Origin of the sequence: Nostoc sp. NMS9, from assembly GCF_017114995.1 — a bacterium.
GTDB lineage: Bacteria > Cyanobacteriota > Cyanobacteriia > Cyanobacteriales > Nostocaceae > Nostoc.
Genome location: NZ_JABXKL010000085.1, coordinates 62,391 through 85,044, shown reverse-complemented (window position 1 = coordinate 85,044; position 22,654 = coordinate 62,391). Strand labels below are relative to the sequence as shown.

The following is a 22,654-nucleotide window of genomic DNA, read 5'->3' as shown; positions in this document are numbered from 1 at the left end:
CCCTCCCGAAGAGCGGGGAGGGGCTGGGGGTGGGGTGCAATGACTGTGGAAATCATAACTAATTATACGGACATGATATAAGCTTGAAGTTCCGAGTTCTAAAGCTCAAGTTTCAAGTTCTCAAATCAAATGACTAGAAATTGCAGTCACCTTAATAGCGATCGCATTACTCACCCTACTAACTAAGCACTAGCTTCCGGCGTTACAGATGGCTCTATTTCAAGCCTGTTATCATGACCGTAGTCATAAGGCCCATGAGTAACAACCGGCAACACTTCCCAGTTTTCAATAGTGGGTGGCGAGCTAGTTGTCCATTCTAAGGTCAAAGCTTGCCAAGGATTATCACCTGCCAATGGCCCCTTCAGCCAACTGTAGATCATGTTGATGGTAAAGGGAATTACCGATATCCCCAAAACAAATGAACCATAGGTACAAATTTGATTGAGGTCGATAAATTGGGGGTCATACATTGCCACTCGTCGCGGCATTCCTTGTAAACCCAACTCGTGCATGGGTAAAAAGGTCAGATTAGTGCCGATGAAAGTGAGAGCAAAGTGAATGCGTCCCAAATTTTCATTCAGCATTCGTCCGGTCATTTTGGGGAACCAGTGATAAATACCGGCGTAGATGCCAAACACGGAACCGCCAAACAGAACGTAGTGGAAATGTCCTACTACGTAATATGTATCGTGGACGTGAACATCAAAGGGCGCTGTTCCCATCGTCACACCACTTAAACCGCCCATGACAAACATGGACAACAAGCCAATGGCAAAAAGCATCGCACTAGTGAAGCGGATTTTACCACCCCAGAGGGTAGCAACCCAGGCAAAAATCTTCACGCCAGTGGGAACTGCAACGATCAGCGTGGAGATGGTGAAGAACATCCGCATCCAACCGGGTGTGCCACTGGTAAACATGTGGTGTACCCAGACGAACAGACCGACAACGCAGATTGCCAAACTGGAATAAGCGATCGCTTTATAACCAAAGATTGGCTTGCGGGAGTGAACTGGAATTACCTCGGACATGATGCCGAAGATGGGCAGAATCATTAAATATACTGCCGGGTGCGAATAAAACCAGAATAAGTGTTGGTAGATAACAACGTTACCGCCTGCATCTGGTTTAAAGAAGGAGGTGCCAAAGTTGAGGTCAAACAATAGTAGAATTAAACCCGCCGCTAATACAGGTGTGGAGACGAGTGCTAGGACGGAGGTGGCTAAGATTGCCCAGCAAAACAAAGGCAGCTGATCCCATTTCATGCTAGGAACCTTCATCATCAAAATGGTGATCACAAAGTTCAGTGAACCCAAAATTGAGGAAGTTCCTACTAAGACGATCGCAAGTATCCACATAGTTTGGGCGATTGGTGCTGTCACCAAGCTCAAGGGTGGATAAGCTGTCCAACCAGATTGCGAACCGCCAAAAATGAAACTACCTAATATGAGCGCACCTGCTGGGGGATTTAACCAAAAGGCGATCGCATTCAGCTTCGGGAAAGCCATATCCCTAGCACCGACCATCAACGGCACCAAATAGTTACCAAATCCCCCAATCGCGCTGGGGACAATCCACAAGAAGATCATGATCGTCCCGTGATTGGTCATGAAAGCGTTATACAGATTGGGGTCGAGGAAGTCTGCATCTGGTGTTGCTAATTCGACACGGAGGGCAACAGCCATCAGTCCACCGATGAGATAGAACACAAACGCTGTCACCAGGTATTGAATACCAATAACCTTGTGGTCAACATTAAATGTAAAATAGTCCTGCCATTTCCACGCCTTCGGATGCGAGGTGTGGCTAGCCACCAGAGTTTCTGGTTTATTTTCTTCTGGTGGAGTATTCCGTGGAAATTCTACCTGCGTCATATTTTTATCCTTTGTCATTTGTCATTTGTCTTTTGTCCTTTGTCTTTGTTTTTTGTCCGTTGTCATTTGTCTGTTGTCATTCGTCAGTTACTAATGACTATGACCAATGACCAATGACTAATGACCAATGACCAATAACTAATGACTCATGACTACTGACTCTAAAGTTGCTGCACTAATTCCCATATCATGGGTGTGGGGCGCGAGAAACTCTGATGTTGATAAGTCGGCTGGATTAATTGCAACGACTTGATTTAGGTTTTGCTGTTGAGCAATCTGGTTTTCTGTCCGCCAGCTATTATATTCTTCTGGTGTGTGGACAATTACCTGTGTCCGCATTGAACCGTGATAACCACCGCACAACTCAGCACAAACTACGGGATATGTACCTGGTTTGGTGGCAACAAATCGTAGTTCAGTAGGGATACCAGGAAGTGCATCTTGTTTCAGGCGGAAGTTTGGCACCCAGAATGAATGAATTACATCCTGTGCTGAAAGGTTGAGTTGGACATCAGCACCAACGGGTATGTGCAATTCCCCAGAGGTAATGCCACTATCAGGATAGTTAAATAACCAGGCGTACTGTATGCCTTTGACATCAACAACTAAGTCGGCTGGTTTGTTTAGGGTTTTAGGAGACGCGCCGATACCTATTGTTGGGGCTATTGCTGGGGCAGTTGTTGCTTGGGAAGTATCGCTTAATGTAGCTGCAAGAGCGCTTCCCGGCATCTGAGCAACATGAGCAGCTGAATGAGGATGACCCGCAGGCTCAAAGCCTCCCATTCGGTTAAAAACATCTACACTGTAAATGCCCAAGCCGAGGACAATCACTGTTGGGATTGCTGTCCAAAAGATTTCTAAGGGAACGTTGCCTTCCACCCACACGCCATCGGTATCGTCACCCGGACGGCGACGAAACTGAATCAAAAACATTACAATTGTTCCTTCTACCACCAAGAAGAGTGCGATCGCAATGGTAAACATGACGTTGAAAAAACCGTCTACCAAAGGCGCTTGTAACGATGCCTGCACCGGCATGAGAGTGTGGTTTTGACCGATCCAAATACTGATTGCTGTAACTACTATCCCAGCAACCAGAGTCCATAGTGAAACAGGAACTTGTTGCATACATGCTACCTGCTTTGTAAACTGTCTTTTGAGGTGTTATTTTCTGGAAATTGGGCATTGGGCATTGGGCATTGTTATCTATTCCCCATCCCCTATTCCCCATTCCCTATTTCCCATTTCCTTTTCACTTATTAACTTTCTAACGTGCAGCCATAAAAAATGGGGGAAACTTCCAGATTTTTTCCATATCTTTCCCCCAAAAATGACAAATTATATTTCAACTCATACCACAAAGTTAGCCCCCTGCTTTCAGAAAAGCTAGTTGTTCCAAGAGGGCACTGTTAGACTAATATTGATTAGGCTATATTAGCAGCAAGTTTAAATTTGTTAATAGCTAACGTTTTGCGATTTACGGATTTGTTTACTACGAACTTTTTATTAGTTCCAGTAAAGATTTAGTATTCCCCTCAAGTTACCTTGCCTAGCGCATTTGCGCTTTATTCAAACAGTGCCTCCTTCGACGAACAACAATTTTGACTAACTCTAAAAACCTTAATTATTTAAAGCAACGTGGGTGTAGCAGTTCTTCGGACAGATCCGTGAACAAGCTTCACAACCAATACAGTTTTCTGGAGAAGTAACTGCCATTACTTTCCGTTCAATTTCTTCATCATCTTCATCTTCCACAAATTCACCTTCTTCATTGAGTGCCTTCAACCCAAGCACATTGTATCCGCATACTTTAACGCATCTGCCACAGCCGATACATTTGTCCTTGTTGATTTCCTGAGCAAATTTTGGTGTCCATGCCTTACCGCCAAATGTCAAACCTGTTAGTTGTGCCATGAATAAATCCTCGGCAATTTTGCCTGTCAATCTGTTTGTGCATTAATCATCATATTATCCTAATCTTTTATTGTTTTGTATTCAAAACTTACTTTTATCACATCAATTTCCGATGACTTTGAACACAATGTTCAATTGTTTTTAATTTTAATTTATAGATGAAAATTATTGCCAATGATTCTTATGAATATTTAGTATTCCTCGTTCCCATGCTCTACATGGAAATGCATTCATTGAGCCAGAGACTCAATATCTGACTAGAGGCAGCAACCCACAATTAGCCATTTCCATACAGAGGATAAGTAAAAAGTTGAGGGTTTGAAACCTATATAGGTGAGTAAAGCCTCATGTATATGTGGTTTATAACTGCCGATTTAACTATTATTTCCAGCAAATGCAACTATATCTATAAGAGTAATGATATTTTTTTTCAAATATTTGTAGACTTGGGCAAATAAATTTCTAAAAACAGTATACATATATACCAAAATAAATGCTTATCAGTTACATTTTGATATATGCAATATGTATTTTAGAAAGCAACAATTTTCAATTTAGTTTGATTTAAATATTTAGATAAATGATGACAAAAGGGATATTCTTATTTCATCTGAATAAACAGAATTAATTTATAAAGGAACTGTAAAGTTTATGGCAGAATATTATCATGCCTTAAATATTAAAATTATTAACAAATTAGAGGAAGTTCAATTGTCGGAGGCTTAAACATTTCCTAAAAATATTTTGTATAAGGTTTTATGGTCAAAGCTAAAATGTTCATTAAGTACCTAATTAAATAAATGTTAAGATTTTTTTCTAAGCTCAATACGAACAAATTAATCATTTTTTTCATGAAATGTATAGTTAATAAGAAGTTTTATTAGGCTATTTTTGAAGCCTTAAATAGCTTGCAATTGGATGTGAATTTAACAAGTGGATGTGGGGATTGAAAGTGGTGAGAAAAGATTATTCTCACTAGAAAGATAATGTGGTAGCGAATCATGAATAAACAGGACTCATCCAGGGGAGACCTGAGCCAGACATCTCAACGATTAGAGTGGGAAAAGAGCCAAATGCCTTATACAATTCCTAACAACAGTTGCGTTGGATGTGACAACTGCCGCCCCCAATGTCCTACGGGTGCAATCAGAATAGAGGATAATGAATACTGGGTTGATCCTGGTCTTTGTAATAATTGTGAGGGCTATTATTCAGAACCGCAATGTGTAATAGCTTGTCCAACTAATTCTCCTATTCCTTGGCAGGCGAAAAAGGGAAGATGCAAAGTTGAACCAAGAGATGCTAGCAGCTTAGACTTGTTTTCTAATGGCAAGAATAATCCATTTGCTTCAGCGATCGCAATTTGGGAAGCTTGTAATGTATTAGCGCAGCGCACATCCCTACACTGGGAAACCGATGAAGAAGGTTACATCAGTTACAGCCGACAAGTCAATCAAGGCCGAGGTGCGATCGCTTTTCATATCCAAGATCCATTCAAAGTGAACGACAAGGCCACAGATATAGCAGCAATTGAGGGGCTTGACATTAGAGCCGCTTGCATACATCTAATTTTTGCAGCTTATGCCACAGCTTTAGAGCAGCCTTGGGAGCAAGAATTTGCGATCGATGAGCGACAAATTGAGAAATATTTGGGGATGGAGAAACGCAAAGACTTGAGCAAAGCTGCCAAGCTAGCTTTAATGAAAAATATCGTTCAGCAAGCTTGCTCCCTGATTATCTCCATTGACTGGCCCCAACAAGGTCGAATTAACGGATTCTCTGTTGTCGGAAGCCGCTTATGGCACTTAGTAGATATTCAGCACCACTTCCAGGAAGACAATCTCGGATGCAAATATCTAATTGGGCTAACTTTTAAAATCAAAGCAGGCTTATGGGCACAATATTTCTTAAACAAACAAGCATGTAAAGAGCGAACCGCATTCTATCAATACGGCAGTCTTCCCAAAACACTGCTAACCACAGTCATGAGTATTTGGCAGCAACATGAAGGCGCAGTTCGACTAATGTTGTGGTTGCTGTTTAAAACCAAAATGGGCAAGGAACAACGCATTACCATTCCTACCTTACTGCGTATTGCTTACGGTGAAGAAAAAGTCGCACTTGCATCCAGACAACGGGAAGAACGCAAACGTTTGCTGCGAACTTTTGAAAGCGATTTGGAAATTCTCAATCACTATGGAATGAAACCGCTTTTCGATCCAGTTACTTACCCACCAGAAATTCAACCTTTGTGGGCAAAGTTAATTGATCTTCCCGAAGATCCAGATGAAGCATTAGAATTTTGGACTAATGACGGTGGTGCTGAAACTCGCCTCACAGACACAGGCCCCCGTGGTAAATGGAATCTGCTAATGAATGCGCGGATTTTGGCTTTTGAACTTCCGCCAGAATGGGAACAGCAAATCTCAGAATCGGAAAAAAAGAAAACAAGAACTGCTAAAGCCAAAAAGAAGCCCAAAGCTACAAACGATTTGCTAGGCGAACAGATTTTGCAAGCGCGAAAAAATTTGAATCTTTCCCAAAGAGAATTGGCAAAACTCACAGGTAAAAGCCAAAGCTGGATTCGAGATATCGAGAATGGTCGTTTAAAAGCCAAATTAGAAGACCAAGTACTGTTACGAAAAGTCTTAAATATGGCTTCATCTTGATTCAGAATTTAGAATTTAAAAACTCTCCACTTCTATGTACTATAACTCATTACCTTACTAGAGGTAATCCAAAAACTACCGACAGCATATTTAGTAACTACCAACTCTCGTGTAGCATTGCATGAACTCTTCAGTTGTTGAGTCTTGGTTTCATCTTTCACAAGTTTAGCCTGGTAAGTGTAAAGAGAACCACAAGGTTGTTCAAAACTAAGTTCAGCTAAGATAGTAGTATTGTCTAAACTTTGCTCTAAAATTTTGCCTGCAACTTTGTAATTGAACCAATCCCATCCTTTACAGAGGATTAACTCTCTTTCCAAAACCTGAAGTGCAGCAGGCAGAATTCCCCAGCCTCGATAGACTTTATGTAAGCATTGAATATCACCAGTACGAGTCAAAATCGATCTAAATGAATCTTGATCGAGACGACCGTAGTATCTTCCTTCTGGCAAGTCTATAACTGTTGGTGCAAACCGATGTCCACCAAAGTGCGATGATTTCCAAATTCGCACATTATCTAAGCACAAATCAGCATTACTCGCTGTCACATGGAAGTAAAAAGGAGCGCCATATCTCGCACAACACTTATCATGGCTACCGTGGGTACAAACTAAAATATCTCTAGTTGTACTAGTTTCTACTTCAAAATTAGAATTGATACCCCATATCCAGTTTTGGACAACTCCTGCTACTTGCTCAATATTTGCTAGCTTAAACTCTTGCTTATGGTATCCATTACTTAGCCCCTCTTCTTTTTGATAAATCAAAAGTGTAGTGTGATTTACCTTGTGTGATACATCATTAGCAATTAAGAGAAATCTAATCGGTAGTTTAGCACGCTTCACTTCTTCTACTAAAATCCTCAAATTCTGAGGCACCCATTTGGAGTTAAAGGCTTCTGATGTCCAAGGTAAAGGACACTCAACTAAAATATAAGTTTGATAATTGGTGGCACTACCAATAACATCTTCTCCTACTTGCCGTGAATCGTCAGAACAAAAAAAAGTATTCATCTCGCTGTACTCATTAGCATATTTTATGGACAAAAGGTATTCCCAAATACAATTGTGTTCTTAGCTACAATATCCTTGACTAAAGGAGATAAAAAAGAACAATATTCATTTCTCAGTTCAACTAGGTAGCCACTTTATAACATCATTATTGATTGAGGTCTTTCCGGTTAATAAATTCTCCACAATAAAGATAAATAGTGTCAAGAGATATTTTTCCGTATGAGTGGCGTTAATTTTGTATCTAGTTTTATTATTATTTGGTATTTAATAAATTTTAATTTGCGGGAACTCAGTTTTTCTGAACTTGGTTTCTTTGGCAAAATCAAATATATTAAACCTGCTACATAGACGCAAAGCGACTTGGAGAGTTACTAACGATTAACTTGCTTACAATATCGATGTAGCTGATACTACAATCAAAAATATTCTTAGCAGCAACCTAGTTGTTTAAAGTTTTGCTGAAATTATCTACATAGTTAGTTACAGATCCTGTTTTTACATATAAAAATATAATTCTGTGCTCCTCTTGTGAGAAATATATTCCTAAAGGTAGATGCGGAAACATTTAATAAACAGCTATCGGCTTGGTAAGCCAATACTGTTTTAAGACTTCTTCCACACTATCTGCTTGCAATGTATCTATAAAACTATCCATATTGCAAATAATTCTCAATAGGTTGAGAAAAATAAAAAAGTCAAATTAGGGGTAAATGCTTTACTTCCCCGTACTCCATCTGCGATAAGTTAATAATTAAAAATAGTGACTAATTATTAGCAGCGTCACTGACATTAACATTAACAAACTTGGTATTTAGCGTTTTACCTAATCTAACTTCCCGAAGATAGTGTCAGGGTTTGATGATAGGCATCTGCTTTGACTGTAACTGAAGTCAATAAGAAATGCAAGTATTTAAGAATCTTTATGACTTCTTTACAGTTTGTTGCCTCTATGACATTGATTAAATCAAGGTAAACAGGCATTTCATCGTAGATATATCTTAATATAACAAGCATTGATAGCTTAAATTTCATAGAGAAAGTTTTGCAATTGTGACGAATTGTTGCTAATAAAGGCGCACTTACTAATCCAAATATCTGTAGCTATGGCGATCGCATATTTCTACTTTCATGCAGAATTGAATCATTTTTTACCACGGCATCATAAGCAGGTGAGAATCTCTCATTTGTTTGAGGAAAAAGCCTCAATTAAGGACATGATTGAGTCGTTGGGTGTCCCTCATCCAGAGGTGGATTCTATAAATGTTAATGGTGAATATGTAAATTTTTCTTACATAGTTTCCAATGGAGACACTATCAATGTTTATCCAATTTCAGCTAGGAATGTTATTATACCAAGCGTTTCTGTTCTACCAAAACCGCTCAGTATTATCCGCTTTGTTTTAGATATTCATTTGGGGAAGCTTGCGACATCTTTACGACTTTTAGGTTTTGATACTTTATACCGCAATGACTACGAGGATGAGAAATTAGCCCAAATATCCTACAACCAAGCGCGGATTCTCTTGACTCGTGATAAAGGTCTATTGATGCGTAGTTTGGTAACGTATGGCTATTATGTTAGAAACACTGACCCTCAACAACAAATACTAGAAGTACTGCAACGCTTCGACTTGTTTAAATTAATCTCACCATTTAAACGATGTTTGCGTTGCAATGGATTATTAGAACCTGTGGATAAGCAATCCATTATTGAACAAGTGCCAGAAAAAGTGCGATCGCAGATTGATGAATTCCAGCGTTGCCAAGACTGCGATCGCATTTATTGGAAAGGTTCACATTATGAACGATTACAACAGTTTATTGATGGCGTAATTAACTCACAAAGAGATGAGTAACTATTTACCCAGCTGAAATATTCCCACTGATTATTTGACTACCCCCGATTCTAGGATCTTCATCTTCACGATTCAAATCATCAGGGGTGGGGTTTTGCTTACTCTGTCCACTAACTTCTTCTGGTTCAATCGGATCTGCCTCTTGAGCTTTATCGATATCAAGAGAAATAGGAGGTTCTTTGGCGTGAGAGAAATCGATAAGTGGATTGGGTTGATCGGTAGTCATGAGTTGTTAAATAATAGTGTAGTTTTATCTAGTGTTAAATGTATCTTGAGCGCAAACATCTTTCTGAAGAAAGAAACTACCTTGTGTGAAGGTGTAAGAAAAGGTGAGTGAATGACATTAATTTTAGCTCTAGATTTTGGCGGAACTAAGCTGGCGGCAGCAACGGTAAATATCGGTTCGAGAAAGTGGTTGCGTTATGAACGTCGTTTCTCACCAGTAGGTGCAGATGCTAGCACTGATTTGGAAATTATGCGATCGCTAATTTACTCTGTGTTGCAAGACACAAAACCTGCTGCGATCGGTGTCAGCTTTGGCGGCCCAGTTGACGCTTCCACGGGGACAGTACGACTGTCTCATCATGTAGCTGGATGGGAAAATATTCCTCTCAAAGCTTTGTTGGAGGATGAGTTTGGCGTTTCTGTTGGTGTAGATAATGATGCCAATGTTGCGGCTTTGGGCGAACACCGTTTTGGTGCTGGTCAAGGATACGATAGCCTGTTTTATATTACTGTCAGCACTGGCGTGGGTGGTGGTTGGATACTCAACGGCCAGCCTTGGCGGGGTTCTGGTGGGATGGCTGGCGAAATTGGGCATATCGTTGTCGATCCTGCTGGGCCAGTATGTTTGTGTGGTAAGCGGGGATGTGTGGAACGTTTGGCGTCGGGGCCTTATATGGCGCAAAATGTTAGGGAAATTTTGGAAAACGAACTGTCAAGACGCCGAGGAGGAGAGGTTTTGAGGAGTTTAGTGGGTGATAATTTAACATTGTTGACGGGACAGTTGGTAAGTGAAGCTGCGGCCGCTGGGGATGATTTGGCTAAGGAAGTATTGCACAAAGCTGCTTGGGCGCTGGGTGTGGGTATTGGCAATGTGGCGAATTTGATCAATCCGCAGCGCTTTGTCTTGGGAGGCGGTGTGATGAAGGCGGGGGAGGATTTTTGGCGGGTGGTGCGTCAGGTGGCGCGGGAGACGGCTTTGCCAGAAGTTGATTTTGAAGTTGTCCCGGCGGTGCTGGGAGATGATGCGCCTTTGTGGGGGGCGCTGGCTTTAGCAGAAACGGGGATGGCTTAAAAGGCGATCGTTTTTCTGTAGTTTTTTTTGGGTTACTTATTAGATTCTTTGACTAAAAGCTATTAGGTGAGGAGAACTCTTATCAGCAATAAACATAGTAAGCAATATAAAGCAATGGATTACCTTTTTGGTTTGCGCCTGTAATGTCCCCTCACCCAATGACCGTTTCTCAAATGAGGCTTGACAGGTACATAATCAAAAGCAGGAAACTGATTTCTAATTTCAGGGTTTCTGTGAGCGAATTTCCCAAGTAAATCTTGAGCCAAAGCTGAGGTCGCAATTACCTTTTGAAGTTTGTATGTATCCTCAATAGCATTTAAATCTGCTAGTTTTTCACAAGAAAATTCATAAAATAGACCGAAGCTACCAGCTAATCCTCCAAACACTACCATAGCCCAGTACAATTGAGCGAGTTGTCCCAAAGTTATATAACCGACCATGCACAAAATGGCTAGTGTCCAACTCCAGTCAACTATTTCTTTAATCCGCTGAAAATGCTGGCGCAGTGATAACATTTAAGGATACTGAAAAAGTTAACTATTAGGCGTAGATTTCTTTTGAGGTAGTGAGCATTTCAATAAAATAGGTTTAGGTCTCTCAGGGTTACTTTTTAAATTTAAGTCTTGCTTATAAGGCTCACAATAATTTTTATATATGCGAACTTTAACGTAGTCTGTAGTTGGTATTTGAACTCTGAAAGCGCCTAAATTATCAGTTGTATCTGTATCAGATCCACCTTCAGATTCCATTATTACTTTTGCACCAACTATAGGAACTTGAGTCGCTTCATCAAAAACACTAACTTTTACACTACTTGAGTTTAGTACTGTAGAAGGTTTATTTTCAGCGCTTTCTTTATCTGAGGTATTCAGCCCTGGAACATGAGTCGCAGCCCCATAGCCTATAGTCAACAAGAGAAATCCAGTCAGGGCATACCAAATAGGTTTCGGTATATTACTCAGATCCATATAGTTGGCAGATGCGGATGTGTATTGATTAGCAAAGTTAAATTCTAAACATACTTATACTACCGCACGCTAACGATAGTTTATGGAGTCTTCATCAAACAAGCTCGTCTGTGAAAAACTGGTTAAGAATGTGGTGAAATTGAAAAATGACTAATCGTTTCACTATGACTTTTGAATATCTTGGCGAAACTCCCTAATTGCTTCCAAGGGAGACGATAACAAAAGACAACGATTGAGCATAGATAAATCTAATTCTGCTAATAGCTCACTTTTAACAACTTTCTCATATTCTTGTTCTCGTAAGCAGTAAACTTCAATTGTGCCATCTTCCCAAAACCAAACTTCCGGGACTTGCATTAATTTGTATTTCTGTAGTTTGATGGGACTACCGCTAGTAATCACTATTTCAATGCACAAGTCTGGTACAGGTTTGTCGGTTTCAAAGCAATAAGATAAATCTGCTTGATATTCTACTACCTTGGGAATAATCTGATTAAAACTACCACTAGGAAAAAATTCAATGCCTTTGACTTCAAAATAAGTAATCAATAGTCCAGCAATTAAACACTTAATTACCTCATGAGGTTTACCAATAGTCACAATTTCTAAAACTCCATCACAATAAAACAGCCGCACTCCTGGTACGTTTTCAAAGCTGGCTTGAATCGCTTTGAACTGTTCCCAACTTAACCCACGTCGAAAGAAGCGTTGTTCTTCTGGTAAGTTAACAGCATTTTCTAACGTTTGAGTCATAATATGTTTTACTCCCTGAGTTAATAGTCACAAAATTCATCTCATTTCGATTTTAAGTCAAAACCAAATTATCCCGATGAATCACAGTTTCCACACCCGCATATCCTAAAATTATGGAAATTTCTCGTGAATGACAGCCGCGAATCTTTTGCAGTTCATTGCTGTTGTAATTTACAAGTCCTCTGGCAATTTCGTTACCGTTAGTGTCACACAATTGCACGGCATCCTGTGTGTCAAACTCTCCTTCTACTAGCTTAATTCCAGCAGCCAATAACGATTTTCCTGCTAGAGAAATTGCTGCGATCGCACCTTCATCTAAATACAATTTCCCCGCAGGTACAAGTCCGTAAGCTATCCAACGTTTACGCGCCGAAGTTGGTTCAGGTTGCGGTTCAAAATGCGTCCCAATCAGTTCGCCTTGGATAATTTTTTCGATATTCCGGGGAAATCGCCCTTGGGTAATTACGGTACGTACTCCCGCAGCGATCGCAATTCTCGCAGCCGAAATTTTTGTCACCATACCACCAGTACCCCACCGAGAACCTTGGGAATCTGTTTGTATTTGTAATTGAGCTAATTCTTTAATGCTACTAACTAGAGCGATTGGCCGCGCATCTGGCACGGAACGCGGATCGGCTGAGTATAGCCTATCGACATCAGTGAGCAAAAATAGCCAATCTGCTTCTACTAAACTGGCAACTAATGCCGAAAGGGTATCATTATCACCAAATTTTAGTTCGTCTATTGCTACGGTATCATTTTCATTGACTATGGGTATCACTCCCAATCCCAGTAGTTGCTGAAAGGTATTGTAGACGTTGAGATAGCGGCTGCGCTGTACTAAGTCACTGCGAGTCAGTAATACTTGGGCGATCGCCTGTTGTAGGGTAGTAAATAAATCATCGTATATACGAATTAACCTGCCTTGTCCAACTGCTGCTACAGCCTGTTTGAGTGCGATCGCCTTGGGACGTTCAGTTAAACCCAACCGCGCACAACCTACGCCTACAGCGCCAGAAGAAACCAAAATCACCCGATGTCCTTGGCGTCTTAAATGGCAGAGTGTTTCCGCCAAGGTAGCTATGGTAGAAAGTGCTAATTGTCCCGTTTCTGGTTGAGTTAGGCTGGAAGTACCGATTTTGACAACAATTGTTAGTGGCATCTAAAAAGTGAGGAGTTAGGAGTGAGGAGTTAGGAGTTGAATTTAATTCATAACTCATAACTTCTAACTCCTAACTCAATTTGTAAAGCGCCAATCCCTCTATAGTGAAGGTTGACGCTTTACGGAAGTATATTTACTTAGTATGAGTTAGGGTCTTTTTTGGCTGACCCCATGTTATTAATACTTATGATCCCCGATTTTTTGGTTCCAGTAAGATTCCTTAAGCATTTCTTTAGATTTACTTTTCTGACGATTTCTCAACTTTTGTGAATCTTGGTTTTCTTGGGGGTAATAGAGGCTCCCAAAATTTCAGATATCCAAACTTCAAAGTTGCGGACTGGATGAGAACGGAGAGCCGCATCTGCATGAACAATCGGTTCGACTAAAATGGTAAACATTCCTAGACGATTACCTGCTAAAACATCGGTAAACAAGCGATCGCCTACCATTCCCACTTGATGCACTGGTAGATCCATTCCCCTAAGTGCTGCTCTAATTTTGCGTCGGGAAGGCTTGGCTGCACCTAAATAGTAAGGTAGGTTGAGCGATCGCGCAATTCCACCAATTCGGGCTTCACTAAGGTTGTTACTCACTAAACACAGTGCAGTACAGGTGCGGATTTGCTCCACCCACTCTCGTAGTTCTGGGGAAGCTATCCCGACTGTAAAGGGTACTAAAGTTTCATCTACATCCAATACCAGCCCTTTAAGCCCGTATTTTTGGATAATATCTGGTGTTAGGTTCAACACTGAACCCTCTAAAATCAAATCAGGCTGTAAAAGATTGTTCCAGACCATAATCAACAGTCAAATGTAGATAGCTAAGACAAATGAGCATAACCCAATATAGTTTAGTTAGTCGAACTCCATTCTGGAATATCTCCCTGAACATTTTGAGATAAAATCCCTAAAATCTTATCTATCTCTTTAATGTAATAATTATTCAAATCAATAAATATATAGTTTTCTTCTAACTTCAAAAACTTCCAAATTTCCCCTGTTGTTACCGCGCCGTAAATTTTTCTGATTTCATTTCCTTCTTGTTGATTAAACAAATGTGCTGCCAAGATTGCGGCTGCACATTCACCTAATCCACCTTTAATATTTTCATTTTTGGCTTCAATAATAACCACCACTGGCAGATTAATCGTTAGCTGCTCTCTAGAACGACTGATAATAAAGTCACAGTATCCATTCAGACCTTTTTCTGCATCTACATTAAAATCTGTTCCCGAAAATAAGCTAATTGGATAATTAGCCCTGCGTCTTACCTCCAACAATATCGGAGTGATCATCATTTCTGAGCGAGCTTTTTCAGTATTAATTGCTAAAGCTAGTTCTGTAGTCTCTTCTAAAGAATTTTTGAGTTTCTCACTTGGCTCTAAAGGTTTTATGTCAGCACATAAATCAGTTTTTTCATCAATGCGGATGCTGAACGACTTTTTAAATTTACTTAATGTAAAATCGTTATAAGCCATTTTCAGCAACTCATACTAATTTGGTATTTTAGATAATGGAATTGAAAATCACGACCAAACTACTTGTTCCAGAATCTTAAACAATACTAATTGTCCCAATTTCTTATCAATCTTTCATAGCTTCCACATTTAATGGGACATGATAAAAGGTTTAGGTAGATTTTGATTACAATGAAAATTCCCAATTAAAAATTCAAAATGTAATATTTTCATTTTGAATTTTTAATCTTATTCCACTTCATTAAAAAGATGTTCTTCTAACAGAGGTTGCACTTTGCGGAACTCCTCTGGAGAAAGTAATTCTGGCTCACCTGTTTTTGTTATCCGTGCAAAAAACAACAGGGGATCTAGGGGTGTATAAATTGCATACTCCTGATCTTCATCATAGAAGCTAGCGAGTAGCTGTAATTGTTCTGGGTCTAAATCTTCCCCTTCATCTTCGATTTCTAAGGTGAAGAGTTCTGATTCTTCCACTGGCGGTAAATCACCTGCAACTGTCAGAGCATAGGCTGTGTTCTTCAGTATCAGGTTCTGCTCAGATAGTACAGCTTGGGCATTAGCAAAAATTTGCTCAATGATGGCGTCATCTTCTACCAAAACCGCTTCTTCTTCCTCACCCTCACCTTCCCAAGAAAAAATTTCTACAGGTGAGTCTACAGGAAGAAGCAAAACGTATTCTTGCTCATCAACCTCAAGGCGATGCTCTACATAACAATCGAGCGATCGCCCTTTGTCATCGGTTAAAGTGATAGAACCCGCATGAGCGTTATCATTTTCTTCAGGAAATGGAGAGGAAAACATAGCCGAAATGTAGAAATTTAATAAATACCAGCAAGTTTGAAAATCGCTTAACTATAGTTAATGACATATTATTATGTCAAACAAATAGCTTTATACGTAGATACAACTGCTGGCTAATCGTTTTCAGAATATCATGTTAAAAGGTATCAATATTCAATAGCCGCAACTGAACTGCGGGAGTTAGCACGCTTAACATCCAGCCATTGTTGCAAAATCAAAGCGGCTGCCTTGCGGTCAATCAAACCTTTATTGCGTGATGGGGAGCGGTTTTCAGCTATTAGCAGTTGCTCTGCTTGAAATGAAGTTAATCGCTCATCCATATATTCCACAGGCAGGTTTAGTGCTTTAGCAAGTCTTGTAGTAAATTTCTGAACTTGACGAGCCTGAAATCCTAGTGAGCCATCCATCGAATAAGGTAAGCCCATAACTAGAACTTGCACCTCACGTTCATTAACTATTTGTCGGATTTGCTCGACATCTTGCTCAAAAGATGTACGCTCAATAGTGGTGATTCCCGTGGCAATTAAACCCGTGCGATCGCACCCAGCCACACCAATCCGCTTGCGACCAAAATCTAGTCCCAAGGCTGAAATAAACGGTTTTGGTTGCTCTTGGGATATCACACTAATTCTCCTGCTTTCCATCTGCTGATTCAGGAATCGGCGATATTTCTATGCTAGGGTTTTTTACCGAAAAGTTAATCGGTTCTGACTTGCTTGGCAGAGGTTTATCTGACGATGGCAACTTTCCTGGTTGTATCCATGACATCCCACCTGGTATAGGTTTACGAGTCGGTTGTAAACCTTGCAGCATATCAGTCCACTGGATTCCTTCTAAGGAGACGAATTTAGACTCCCGTAGCTTATGCCACACAGAGCGAGACATAACTAATGTATGTTCTATGCGTTTTGCTCCAATTCGCTCCAAATATTCTTCTCGCTCTGCCTGATAGTCTGAGGAGGCTAGTTGTAACCCTTGCTGGGGAAAATCTTGGGCAATGCGAGCCAGTTGAGATAGTAATTCTGGATAAAGCCAGGTGTAAGCAGGATGAACTGTCAGCGTTGCAGTATGGGGAACTTCACCCTTGCGATCGAGTTGCACCTGAAAATAGCCGATCGCAGCTTTGCGTTGCGGTTCAAATACGTAACCACTGACTACTTCTGTTTTGGTCAGCCATTGCTTGACTGCATCAGTTAAAGCGTCAAACAAGCTAGTTTTAAAGTCGCGGGTATTGCGGTCAAAAACCTGACGTACCAGAGGTGGCATCGATGCCGTATCTAATTGATACAGTAACTGGGCATCAGCATTGCTCACTGGCAAGAGGTTGGGCAAGTCTGGCTCTGCTTGTGCCAATTCAGCCAATAATTCTGGCCCAATTTCCCAGTATGTCATTTCTGCCAGACGCTGGAATCCATTTTGCCGATATAGTGCCAGCGCCTCTATGTCATTGATGTTAACTTCTAATAGCCAAGTGCGAGCTTCCAAAATCGATTCAAAGCAATGACGCAAAAGTTGCGAACCAATTCCTTGTTTATCTACACCACGCTCTAGTAACACTTGATCGATCCGCCAAGTACTACGTGTGCGGTTAAAAGGTGACACTTGAATCATTCCTAAAAGTATCCGCCCTTGCTCCGCCACATAAGCACAGAGGCGATACTGTAGCGGGTTAGGAAACCAACTTAAAAATTTGAGTAATCCATACCAGCGACGCAGCCTTTGCATCTGGCTGATGGCAAAACCTGCTCCCTGGGGAGTGAGGGCTGCGAATGACTCTTGAGTTATGCGCTCAATGCCGTCCAGATCCCGGTATTGGACTGGTCGGATAACAACGCTGACGTTTCTGGGAAGTAATGAAGTCATTTTTATTCGAGCCGCCATTTAGCCTTAATTAACTGCTCTTGAAAGGAAGGAACTGCTGCAATAATCTTAACTACTTTCTGCTCTCTACTATTGTGCCAAAAGGGTGATTTTAGTAACTTAATACTTAAAAAGCAGAAAAAGCAGACCTTGTGGGAACACCATTGGCATTGACCCAACAACATCTGCCCTTATTTTATTTGAATTTTGATTAAAATTTGTATATATTTTATAACCCTTGCCGAGAAACTAGCTTTTCAAAGTGGGCTTGGGTTTGATGGAGTAATTGGTGGCGACTATCTACCAGTGTTTGCTTCAGCGTTGGAACAAGATTGCGAGCTTGCAGAGTCATGTGAAGTTGCAGATTGGCGACATATTCACTGAAATCTTGATTCACTTCATCTGCGCTCGCATCCGTTAATAAATTTGATTCCATTGCCACTGTGTTCTCCTGTGTTAATCCTGTGCTGTCTCTCTTCATGACCAAAAACTATCATGTTGTTTGGACTAACTTCTTAATTTGCAATGAAGTTTAACGCTTCTTAGAGATAGCGTGCCCCTTAAAATCTCAAACCAACGCCACCTTGTACAGAGATAGCTGTACCACTGCTATCTCGGTAAGCATCAAAAGCAATAATGGCGTTGCCAAAAAGGACAGTATTGCTATTTGGGATCATATAATCAATGCCCGGTTGTAAAGCAAAACTAATTTTGTCGCCCACAGGAGAAGAACCACCACCACCAGCCAGCACTAATCCAGCACCCAGGTAGGCATCAGCTTGCCAGTTGAGGGGGAAATCGTAAGAAACCGTTGGTACAACTGCCGTATTATTACCAATTAATACTTGAGCGCGGAGTGAAATTGGTGCTTCCAAAAGCTTGTAGCGCCCTGCTATCACCCCCCCAAATTGGATACCATCGGTAAAACCAACAGTGGGGCCGATACCAATATAACTGCCATAAGCTACTTGAGCTTGTGCTGGTTTCGTACTCGCCAGACTCAAGACCAAACCAGCCCCCAAAACTGAAACCAAAGATGGAATATACTTCATAACCAACTCCTCACACCATTTTCTTATTGGGCATTGGGCATTGGGCATGGAACATTGGGCATGGTTATTTTCCTTGTCCCCTTGTCCCCCTGCTCGCCTGCCCCCTTCATTCTACGGGCAACGGGGATGAATGCCTCCTTGAGTACAAATGTACGCTAATTGCTTGGCATCTAAATTTTTGGCTTGAGAAAAATCAACCCCTTGGACTACAGCAGATACTGAGCCTAAATCTGGGGTTTGGACAAATTGATCTGCTGGATCTTGTTTGCTAGGAGCGAGAATTGCCCCCTTAAAATCTGCTCCAGCGACATTTGCCCCTCGTAAATCTGCAAGACTCAGGTCGGCATTTTGCAAGTTAACGTTTTCCATTTGGGCAGAACGTAAAACAGCACCAGTTAAACGAGTAGCACTAAGGTTAGCATTGCTGAGATTAGCCCGATCCAAATAAGCTCCTGATAAATCTGCCCCTTGCCAATCAGTGTTAGTTAAGTTGGCAAAAGATAATTGCGTTCCGATGGCAGTGGCGCGACCTAAACGCGCTGCATACAGATTGGCTTCGTTCAATTTGGCATCGCCTAAATCTGCCCCTGTCAAGCTGGCTTTTTCCAAAACGGCGTTTCGCAGATCGGCTCCGACTAGTTGGGTGCTGTTGAGTTTAGCATCATATAGACGCGCGTTGGATAAGTTGGCTCTGTTAAGAGTGGCGCGACTCAAATCGATCCGGTTCATCAAGACGCGACTGAGGTTAGCATCAGTAAGATTGGCTTGCTGCAACTGAGCTTGGCTTAAATCAGCCATTACATCGTCGTAGGTATCCCAGCGTCCATCTTCACCCACGCCCCGGAAGCGGCTACCCTTAAAGCTGGCTTGGTTAAGATTTGCAGATTTAAACTTAACTCCTGATAAATCAAGATTGTCCAGTACCAAGTTGAAGTAGGAACTTCCTGAAGTACCACTTTGTCCTAATTGGGTGCTACTAAGGTCAACATCCTCGATTTTTTTACCGCTGTAAACAGAGAGAATCTTGTTGATTGTCCGCTGGTTTCTTTGTAGCCGCCCTTGCCGTAATTCCCGCTCTTTGGTTGCAGTACTACCCACAGATTCCAGTTCGCTGACCAAAAACTGATTCTTATTTTTGAGTTCCGGGATGGCTTGGGGCCCGACAGTTGTCAAAGCTTGTTGAATCGTATCCAGAAGGCTGGGGTTAGTTTCGCTAACTAATAAATCCGCCAGAAATTTAATGGATTGTGGGTCATTAAGACCACCCATAGCCAGAATTGCACTTTGGCGTTGCTCATTAGTCGCTCCAGAGTTGGGAGTCAATTGTTTGACAAGTTCGAGGAATTGTTGGCTGTTGATTTGCTTGGTTGCTCGTTGGGATTGTTGAATTTGGATATAAACTTGAGTGCCGATTAAAGTTGCCAGCACAGCAGTCATACTCGTCAGCCCTACCCCAAACAAAGTCAGATTGGGATTTTGCTGTATTCGCCGCCACAAATTAGGCGACTGGCTGGTTTGATCTGCCGCTAACTCTTCTCCCTCTTGCCATTCTTCTGCTTGATCATTACCGTCAGCAGACTGAGCTTGTCTGTTGCTAGCTAAGACTGCATCGATTGTATAAGTACCTGCGAGTTGATTGTGGAATGCGCGACGCCCCCGACGCGACGGTAAGCCTATGCCTTCACCCACAATCATTAATAAAGACAAAAATGTGAATAATCCTAAATTCGGAAAAGCAAAGCTGTAGCGCCACAGCAGATAGGCGATGGAAATGGGTACAGTCCAACGCCCAACGCCTTCTCTAATCACAACTGCCCCCAATCCGGGCGGCTTCCCTTGCTCGTTGACAACCCGCACTTTTAACCAATGTTTCGGAATTGTGCTACCAGTCTTAGCTAATAAATACAATTGCCACCACGAGAGAGTTACAGGCGCTAACAGGGCGATTGTCCACAAAATATTAGTCGGCCATGCGACGTTACGGATGCCATAGCTTACAGGTAGAGCTAGGGGTCTGGCGATCGCTCTTTCTGTGACTACCAGTACGGGATTAAGCGGTACTCGGTTCAGATCGCTTCTAGAATTGGCATAGACACCAATGCCGAAGGGAATCAACCCACTAGTAACCACTAGTGTGATTTCAGCCGCCCAAGCAGCAAAACGTCTACTTGCTAGCAGCAGCGAATTGGCTCTTTCCGATTTTTTTGACTGACCAGATTGATTACTAGTTCTCCTGACAATTGGTGACGTCATCGTATAATTTCCTTTGATATTATTTCTACGCCGCGATCGGCACAATTAAAATAGACTAAGCTAATCAGCAAAAAGAAAAGCATATTGAAATAGGATTTAGGAGTTATGAGTCAGGAGTTGTTTGTATTCTGGCTCCTGACTCTCATAACTCCAGGCAGAGTGCAAAGTAAATGCATATCAACTTATTGCTTGCGTTGAAAGCTACCAGACACAAAAAATTTGTATCCAACATACACTAACACTGCCAAAAGTGCCAGACTAATTACAGATGCAACTAGTTTAAACACTGCTTGCAGTATCGCCAAGCCTACTAGTACCGTCACACCCGAAACTACCAGCTTTTTCACACCAGATAAGCTGTTGAACCAAATCTTAAATCGCTCCAGTTGCAAGTTGAAGCTGGCAAAAACAGACTGAGACGTTTGTTTTTGTTCTTGTGAAACTACCCCAGGCGGAGAATTAATCTCTACCTCTAGCTGATCGAGGCGACGCTGTAAGTTTTCTTCTGGTTGAGGATTCATCAATCTTTCCTACTTCAGTAGCGTACTTATTCAACAATAGACCAACCAAATTCTATTTTTGGTGGTTGTCTTAGTGATTTTAGCTAATGTCTGTGAGTGCAAGACCTTTCTGGACAGGGAAAAATTATGTTTTTTTTGTTGCCTTCCAGACATCAATTGTAAGACGTTGCAATGCAACATCTCTACAGATATACACCTATTAAATCTTCACAAATAATCTTTAACGGACTGGTGTTGCTTTATACGGCAGCTTTTGGAACTAAGACGGATTGCTGTCGTCTATATAGATCAGACTGTATAACAATATTGCTCTAAAAAAATCTGGAGCATTAATTAAAATGAAGACGCTTAGGCTACTTGCAATTATTCCCACAGCTTTGGCGATGAGCTTGGTTTTCACTGAGGCTAATTTTGCACAGACACCAACAATCCAAATTAATCGGAATTCCCAACCAGATCCATTAATTTTGAACGGAAAGTCTGGGGGAACTGTCAAAAGTAATTGTGGCAATATTACCACTGAACCAAGTCAAGTTATCCAAGTTACAGAGTCATTACCTTATTTGCGATTAACAGTAGAGAGTCAAGGAAAGCCAACACTGCTGATCGACGGGCCTGGGGGGCGCTTTTGTGTACTAGCAGATAGTTACTCTGGAGGTAAGTCAGAACTTTCTGGTTATTGGCAGGCAGGAAAATATTCGCTGCATGTGGGCGAACTATCCCCGCAACAATATACTTACAGCCTCTCAATCTCGCAAAAAAATAAATAGTCATTAGTCATTTATGCTTTGCTAATGACTAACGATTCTTGACTATTCTTCCAGTGATTTGGCTGGAACTTCGACAGCAGTGACATCAATTGTGCCTTCTGGTGTGAAGCGCTGAAAATGACTATTTTGTACTAACAGTAACTCCTTACAGTTAGGACATTGCAACTGACTGTTATTTAAACCTGTAAATTCATATCCACAGACGGGACATTGATCGGCAACCAAGTTGCGTTGCAGCCACCAACGAAAGCCAAAGAAAGCCACAATAGGTGCCAACAACAGCAACCCGAAAATAATTAGCAATGAATTAACTAACCAACCCAAGCCCACTGATGCCAGCAACCAAATAACTGCCAGCAGGGTGAGCCAAGGGCGGAGATTTAAAAGATTCAATTGAAATGACTTAAAACTCATTTT

Annotated in this window: 23 protein-coding genes; 4 read left to right on the top strand and 19 right to left on the bottom strand. The window is 41.3% G+C overall.

What is annotated here, in order from left to right; translation table 11 throughout:
• Positions 1-182: 182 nt before the first annotated feature.
• The 3 genes from ctaD to fdxB form a co-directional block, all read right to left on the bottom strand.
• Entirely contained in the window at positions 183-1,874 is a 1,692-nt protein-coding gene (gene ctaD, locus HWQ40_RS27765; protein WP_292784641.1) for a cytochrome c oxidase subunit I, read from the bottom strand.
• A gap of 138 nt (positions 1,875-2,012) precedes the next feature.
• The gene (locus tag HWQ40_RS27760) at positions 2,013-3,002 is read right to left on the bottom strand and encodes a cytochrome c oxidase subunit II (protein WP_292784562.1); all 990 of its coding nucleotides are present in this window, start codon (positions 3,000-3,002) and stop codon (positions 2,013-2,015) included.
• Between the two features lie 492 nt (positions 3,003-3,494).
• Positions 3,495-3,788, bottom strand: coding sequence for a ferredoxin III, nif-specific (gene fdxB / locus HWQ40_RS27755; protein WP_292784559.1), 294 nt, complete (start codon positions 3,786-3,788; stop codon positions 3,495-3,497).
• Between the two features lie 1,073 nt (positions 3,789-4,861).
• Here fdxB and HWQ40_RS27750 point away from each other — a divergent pair.
• Positions 4,862-6,457 carry a helix-turn-helix domain-containing protein gene (locus HWQ40_RS27750; RefSeq protein ID WP_292784557.1) on the top strand — a complete coding sequence of 532 codons (1,596 nt, stop codon included), beginning with the start codon at positions 4,862-4,864 and terminating at the stop codon, positions 6,455-6,457.
• Positions 6,458-6,489: 32 nt separating this feature from the next.
• On the opposite strand, the gene HWQ40_RS27745 is transcribed toward HWQ40_RS27750, so the two are convergent.
• Positions 6,490-7,467, bottom strand: coding sequence for a sucrase ferredoxin (locus tag HWQ40_RS27745; RefSeq protein ID WP_292784555.1), 978 nt, complete (start codon positions 7,465-7,467; stop codon positions 6,490-6,492).
• Positions 7,468-8,570: 1,103 nt separating this feature from the next.
• Here HWQ40_RS27745 and HWQ40_RS27740 point away from each other — a divergent pair.
• Positions 8,571-9,323, top strand: coding sequence for a Mut7-C RNAse domain-containing protein (locus tag HWQ40_RS27740; RefSeq protein WP_292784639.1), 753 nt, complete (start codon positions 8,571-8,573; stop codon positions 9,321-9,323).
• Between the two features lie 4 nt (positions 9,324-9,327).
• Here HWQ40_RS27740 and HWQ40_RS27735 read toward each other — a convergent pair whose 3' ends face one another.
• Positions 9,328-9,549: a hypothetical protein gene (locus HWQ40_RS27735; RefSeq protein WP_292784552.1), complete on the bottom strand. Its 222-nt coding sequence runs from the start codon at positions 9,547-9,549 to the stop codon at positions 9,328-9,330.
• Positions 9,550-9,660: 111 nt separating this feature from the next.
• On the opposite strand from HWQ40_RS27735, the gene HWQ40_RS27730 reads away from it, so the two are divergent.
• Entirely contained in the window at positions 9,661-10,620 is a 960-nt protein-coding gene (locus HWQ40_RS27730) for an ROK family protein (protein ID WP_292784549.1), read from the top strand.
• A 119-nt stretch (positions 10,621-10,739) separates the two neighbouring features.
• Here HWQ40_RS27730 and HWQ40_RS27725 read toward each other — a convergent pair whose 3' ends face one another.
• From HWQ40_RS27725 to HWQ40_RS27665, 13 genes are all read right to left on the bottom strand, one after another.
• Positions 10,740-11,135 (bottom strand): hypothetical protein, encoded by a 396-nt coding sequence (locus HWQ40_RS27725; RefSeq protein ID WP_292784546.1) that lies wholly within the window; start codon positions 11,133-11,135, stop codon positions 10,740-10,742.
• Between the two features lie 18 nt (positions 11,136-11,153).
• Entirely contained in the window at positions 11,154-11,531 is a 378-nt protein-coding gene (locus HWQ40_RS27720) for a hypothetical protein (RefSeq protein WP_292784544.1), read from the bottom strand.
• A 219-nt stretch (positions 11,532-11,750) separates the two neighbouring features.
• On the bottom strand, positions 11,751-12,341 hold the full coding sequence (locus HWQ40_RS27715) for a Uma2 family endonuclease (RefSeq protein WP_292784541.1): 591 nt from the start codon (positions 12,339-12,341) through the stop codon (positions 11,751-11,753).
• A 52-nt stretch (positions 12,342-12,393) separates the two neighbouring features.
• Positions 12,394-13,503 (bottom strand): glutamate 5-kinase, encoded by a 1,110-nt coding sequence (gene proB, locus HWQ40_RS27710; protein ID WP_292784538.1) that lies wholly within the window; start codon positions 13,501-13,503, stop codon positions 12,394-12,396.
• A gap of 257 nt (positions 13,504-13,760) precedes the next feature.
• Positions 13,761-14,300: a YqeG family HAD IIIA-type phosphatase gene (locus tag HWQ40_RS27705; RefSeq protein WP_099100917.1), complete on the bottom strand. Its 540-nt coding sequence runs from the start codon at positions 14,298-14,300 to the stop codon at positions 13,761-13,763.
• Positions 14,301-14,353: 53 nt separating this feature from the next.
• Positions 14,354-14,980 (bottom strand): hypothetical protein, encoded by a 627-nt coding sequence (locus tag HWQ40_RS27700; RefSeq protein ID WP_292784531.1) that lies wholly within the window; start codon positions 14,978-14,980, stop codon positions 14,354-14,356.
• 228 nt (positions 14,981-15,208) lie between these two features.
• Complete coding sequence (locus tag HWQ40_RS27695) at positions 15,209-15,781, bottom strand: DUF3727 domain-containing protein (protein ID WP_292784528.1); 573 nt, start codon at positions 15,779-15,781, stop codon at positions 15,209-15,211.
• A 146-nt stretch (positions 15,782-15,927) separates the two neighbouring features.
• Positions 15,928-16,425, bottom strand: coding sequence for a Holliday junction resolvase RuvX (gene ruvX, locus HWQ40_RS27690; RefSeq protein WP_292784525.1), 498 nt, complete (start codon positions 16,423-16,425; stop codon positions 15,928-15,930).
• Positions 16,406-17,662 (bottom strand): GNAT family N-acetyltransferase, encoded by a 1,257-nt coding sequence (locus tag HWQ40_RS27685; protein WP_292784522.1) that lies wholly within the window; start codon positions 17,660-17,662, stop codon positions 16,406-16,408. Before HWQ40_RS27685 ends, ruvX begins: the two co-directional genes overlap by 20 nt.
• Before the next feature lie 208 nt (positions 17,663-17,870).
• The gene (locus HWQ40_RS27680) at positions 17,871-18,077 is read right to left on the bottom strand and encodes a hypothetical protein (RefSeq protein WP_194044194.1); all 207 of its coding nucleotides are present in this window, start codon (positions 18,075-18,077) and stop codon (positions 17,871-17,873) included.
• Between the two features lie 124 nt (positions 18,078-18,201).
• Positions 18,202-18,693 (bottom strand): hypothetical protein, encoded by a 492-nt coding sequence (locus tag HWQ40_RS27675; RefSeq protein ID WP_292784516.1) that lies wholly within the window; start codon positions 18,691-18,693, stop codon positions 18,202-18,204.
• 111 nt (positions 18,694-18,804) lie between these two features.
• Positions 18,805-20,946 (bottom strand): pentapeptide repeat-containing protein, encoded by a 2,142-nt coding sequence (locus HWQ40_RS27670; RefSeq protein ID WP_292784514.1) that lies wholly within the window; start codon positions 20,944-20,946, stop codon positions 18,805-18,807.
• Between the two features lie 182 nt (positions 20,947-21,128).
• On the bottom strand, positions 21,129-21,467 hold the full coding sequence (locus HWQ40_RS27665) for a hypothetical protein (RefSeq protein WP_292784511.1): 339 nt from the start codon (positions 21,465-21,467) through the stop codon (positions 21,129-21,131).
• A gap of 338 nt (positions 21,468-21,805) precedes the next feature.
• Between HWQ40_RS27665 and HWQ40_RS27660 the strand changes: the two genes are divergently transcribed.
• On the top strand, positions 21,806-22,237 hold the full coding sequence (locus tag HWQ40_RS27660) for a hypothetical protein (protein ID WP_292784508.1): 432 nt from the start codon (positions 21,806-21,808) through the stop codon (positions 22,235-22,237).
• A gap of 42 nt (positions 22,238-22,279) precedes the next feature.
• On the opposite strand, the gene HWQ40_RS27655 is transcribed toward HWQ40_RS27660, so the two are convergent.
• On the bottom strand, positions 22,280-22,651 hold the full coding sequence (locus HWQ40_RS27655; protein WP_292784505.1) for a hypothetical protein: 372 nt from the start codon (positions 22,649-22,651) through the stop codon (positions 22,280-22,282).
• Positions 22,652-22,654: the final 3 nt, after the last annotated feature.

Bases quoted from the DNA above. Each gene is read 5' to 3' on its own strand.
- HWQ40_RS27670 (WP_292784514.1), bottom strand. From the start codon at position 20,946: ATGACGTCACCAATTGTCAGGAGAACTAGTAATCAATCTGGTCAGTCA.
- HWQ40_RS27725 (WP_292784546.1), bottom strand. From the start codon at position 11,135: ATGTTATCACTGCGCCAGCATTTTCAGCGGATTAAAGAAATAGTTGAC.
- HWQ40_RS27705 (WP_099100917.1), bottom strand. From the start codon at position 14,300: ATGGTCTGGAACAATCTTTTACAGCCTGATTTGATTTTAGAGGGTTCA.
- HWQ40_RS27760 (WP_292784562.1), bottom strand. From the start codon at position 3,002: ATGCAACAAGTTCCTGTTTCACTATGGACTCTGGTTGCTGGGATAGTA.
- ctaD (WP_292784641.1), bottom strand. From the start codon at position 1,874: ATGACGCAGGTAGAATTTCCACGGAATACTCCACCAGAAGAAAATAAA.
- HWQ40_RS27750 (WP_292784557.1), top strand. From the start codon at position 4,862: ATGCCTTATACAATTCCTAACAACAGTTGCGTTGGATGTGACAACTGC.
- HWQ40_RS27680 (WP_194044194.1), bottom strand. From the start codon at position 18,077: ATGGAATCAAATTTATTAACGGATGCGAGCGCAGATGAAGTGAATCAA.
- HWQ40_RS27695 (WP_292784528.1), bottom strand. From the start codon at position 15,781: ATGTTTTCCTCTCCATTTCCTGAAGAAAATGATAACGCTCATGCGGGT.
- HWQ40_RS27700 (WP_292784531.1), bottom strand. From the start codon at position 14,980: ATGGCTTATAACGATTTTACATTAAGTAAATTTAAAAAGTCGTTCAGC.
- ruvX (WP_292784525.1), bottom strand. From the start codon at position 16,425: ATGGAAAGCAGGAGAATTAGTGTGATATCCCAAGAGCAACCAAAACCG.
- HWQ40_RS27715 (WP_292784541.1), bottom strand. From the start codon at position 12,341: ATGACTCAAACGTTAGAAAATGCTGTTAACTTACCAGAAGAACAACGC.
- fdxB (WP_292784559.1), bottom strand. From the start codon at position 3,788: ATGGCACAACTAACAGGTTTGACATTTGGCGGTAAGGCATGGACACCA.
- HWQ40_RS27685 (WP_292784522.1), bottom strand. From the start codon at position 17,662: ATGGCGGCTCGAATAAAAATGACTTCATTACTTCCCAGAAACGTCAGC.
- HWQ40_RS27730 (WP_292784549.1), top strand. From the start codon at position 9,661: ATGACATTAATTTTAGCTCTAGATTTTGGCGGAACTAAGCTGGCGGCA.
- HWQ40_RS27740 (WP_292784639.1), top strand. From the start codon at position 8,571: ATGGCGATCGCATATTTCTACTTTCATGCAGAATTGAATCATTTTTTA.
- HWQ40_RS27745 (WP_292784555.1), bottom strand. From the start codon at position 7,467: ATGAATACTTTTTTTTGTTCTGACGATTCACGGCAAGTAGGAGAAGAT.
- HWQ40_RS27660 (WP_292784508.1), top strand. From the start codon at position 21,806: ATGAAGACGCTTAGGCTACTTGCAATTATTCCCACAGCTTTGGCGATG.
- HWQ40_RS27665 (WP_292784511.1), bottom strand. From the start codon at position 21,467: ATGAATCCTCAACCAGAAGAAAACTTACAGCGTCGCCTCGATCAGCTA.
- HWQ40_RS27735 (WP_292784552.1), bottom strand. From the start codon at position 9,549: ATGACTACCGATCAACCCAATCCACTTATCGATTTCTCTCACGCCAAA.
- HWQ40_RS27655 (WP_292784505.1), bottom strand. From the start codon at position 22,651: ATGAGTTTTAAGTCATTTCAATTGAATCTTTTAAATCTCCGCCCTTGG.
- proB (WP_292784538.1), bottom strand. From the start codon at position 13,503: ATGCCACTAACAATTGTTGTCAAAATCGGTACTTCCAGCCTAACTCAA.
- HWQ40_RS27675 (WP_292784516.1), bottom strand. From the start codon at position 18,693: ATGAAGTATATTCCATCTTTGGTTTCAGTTTTGGGGGCTGGTTTGGTC.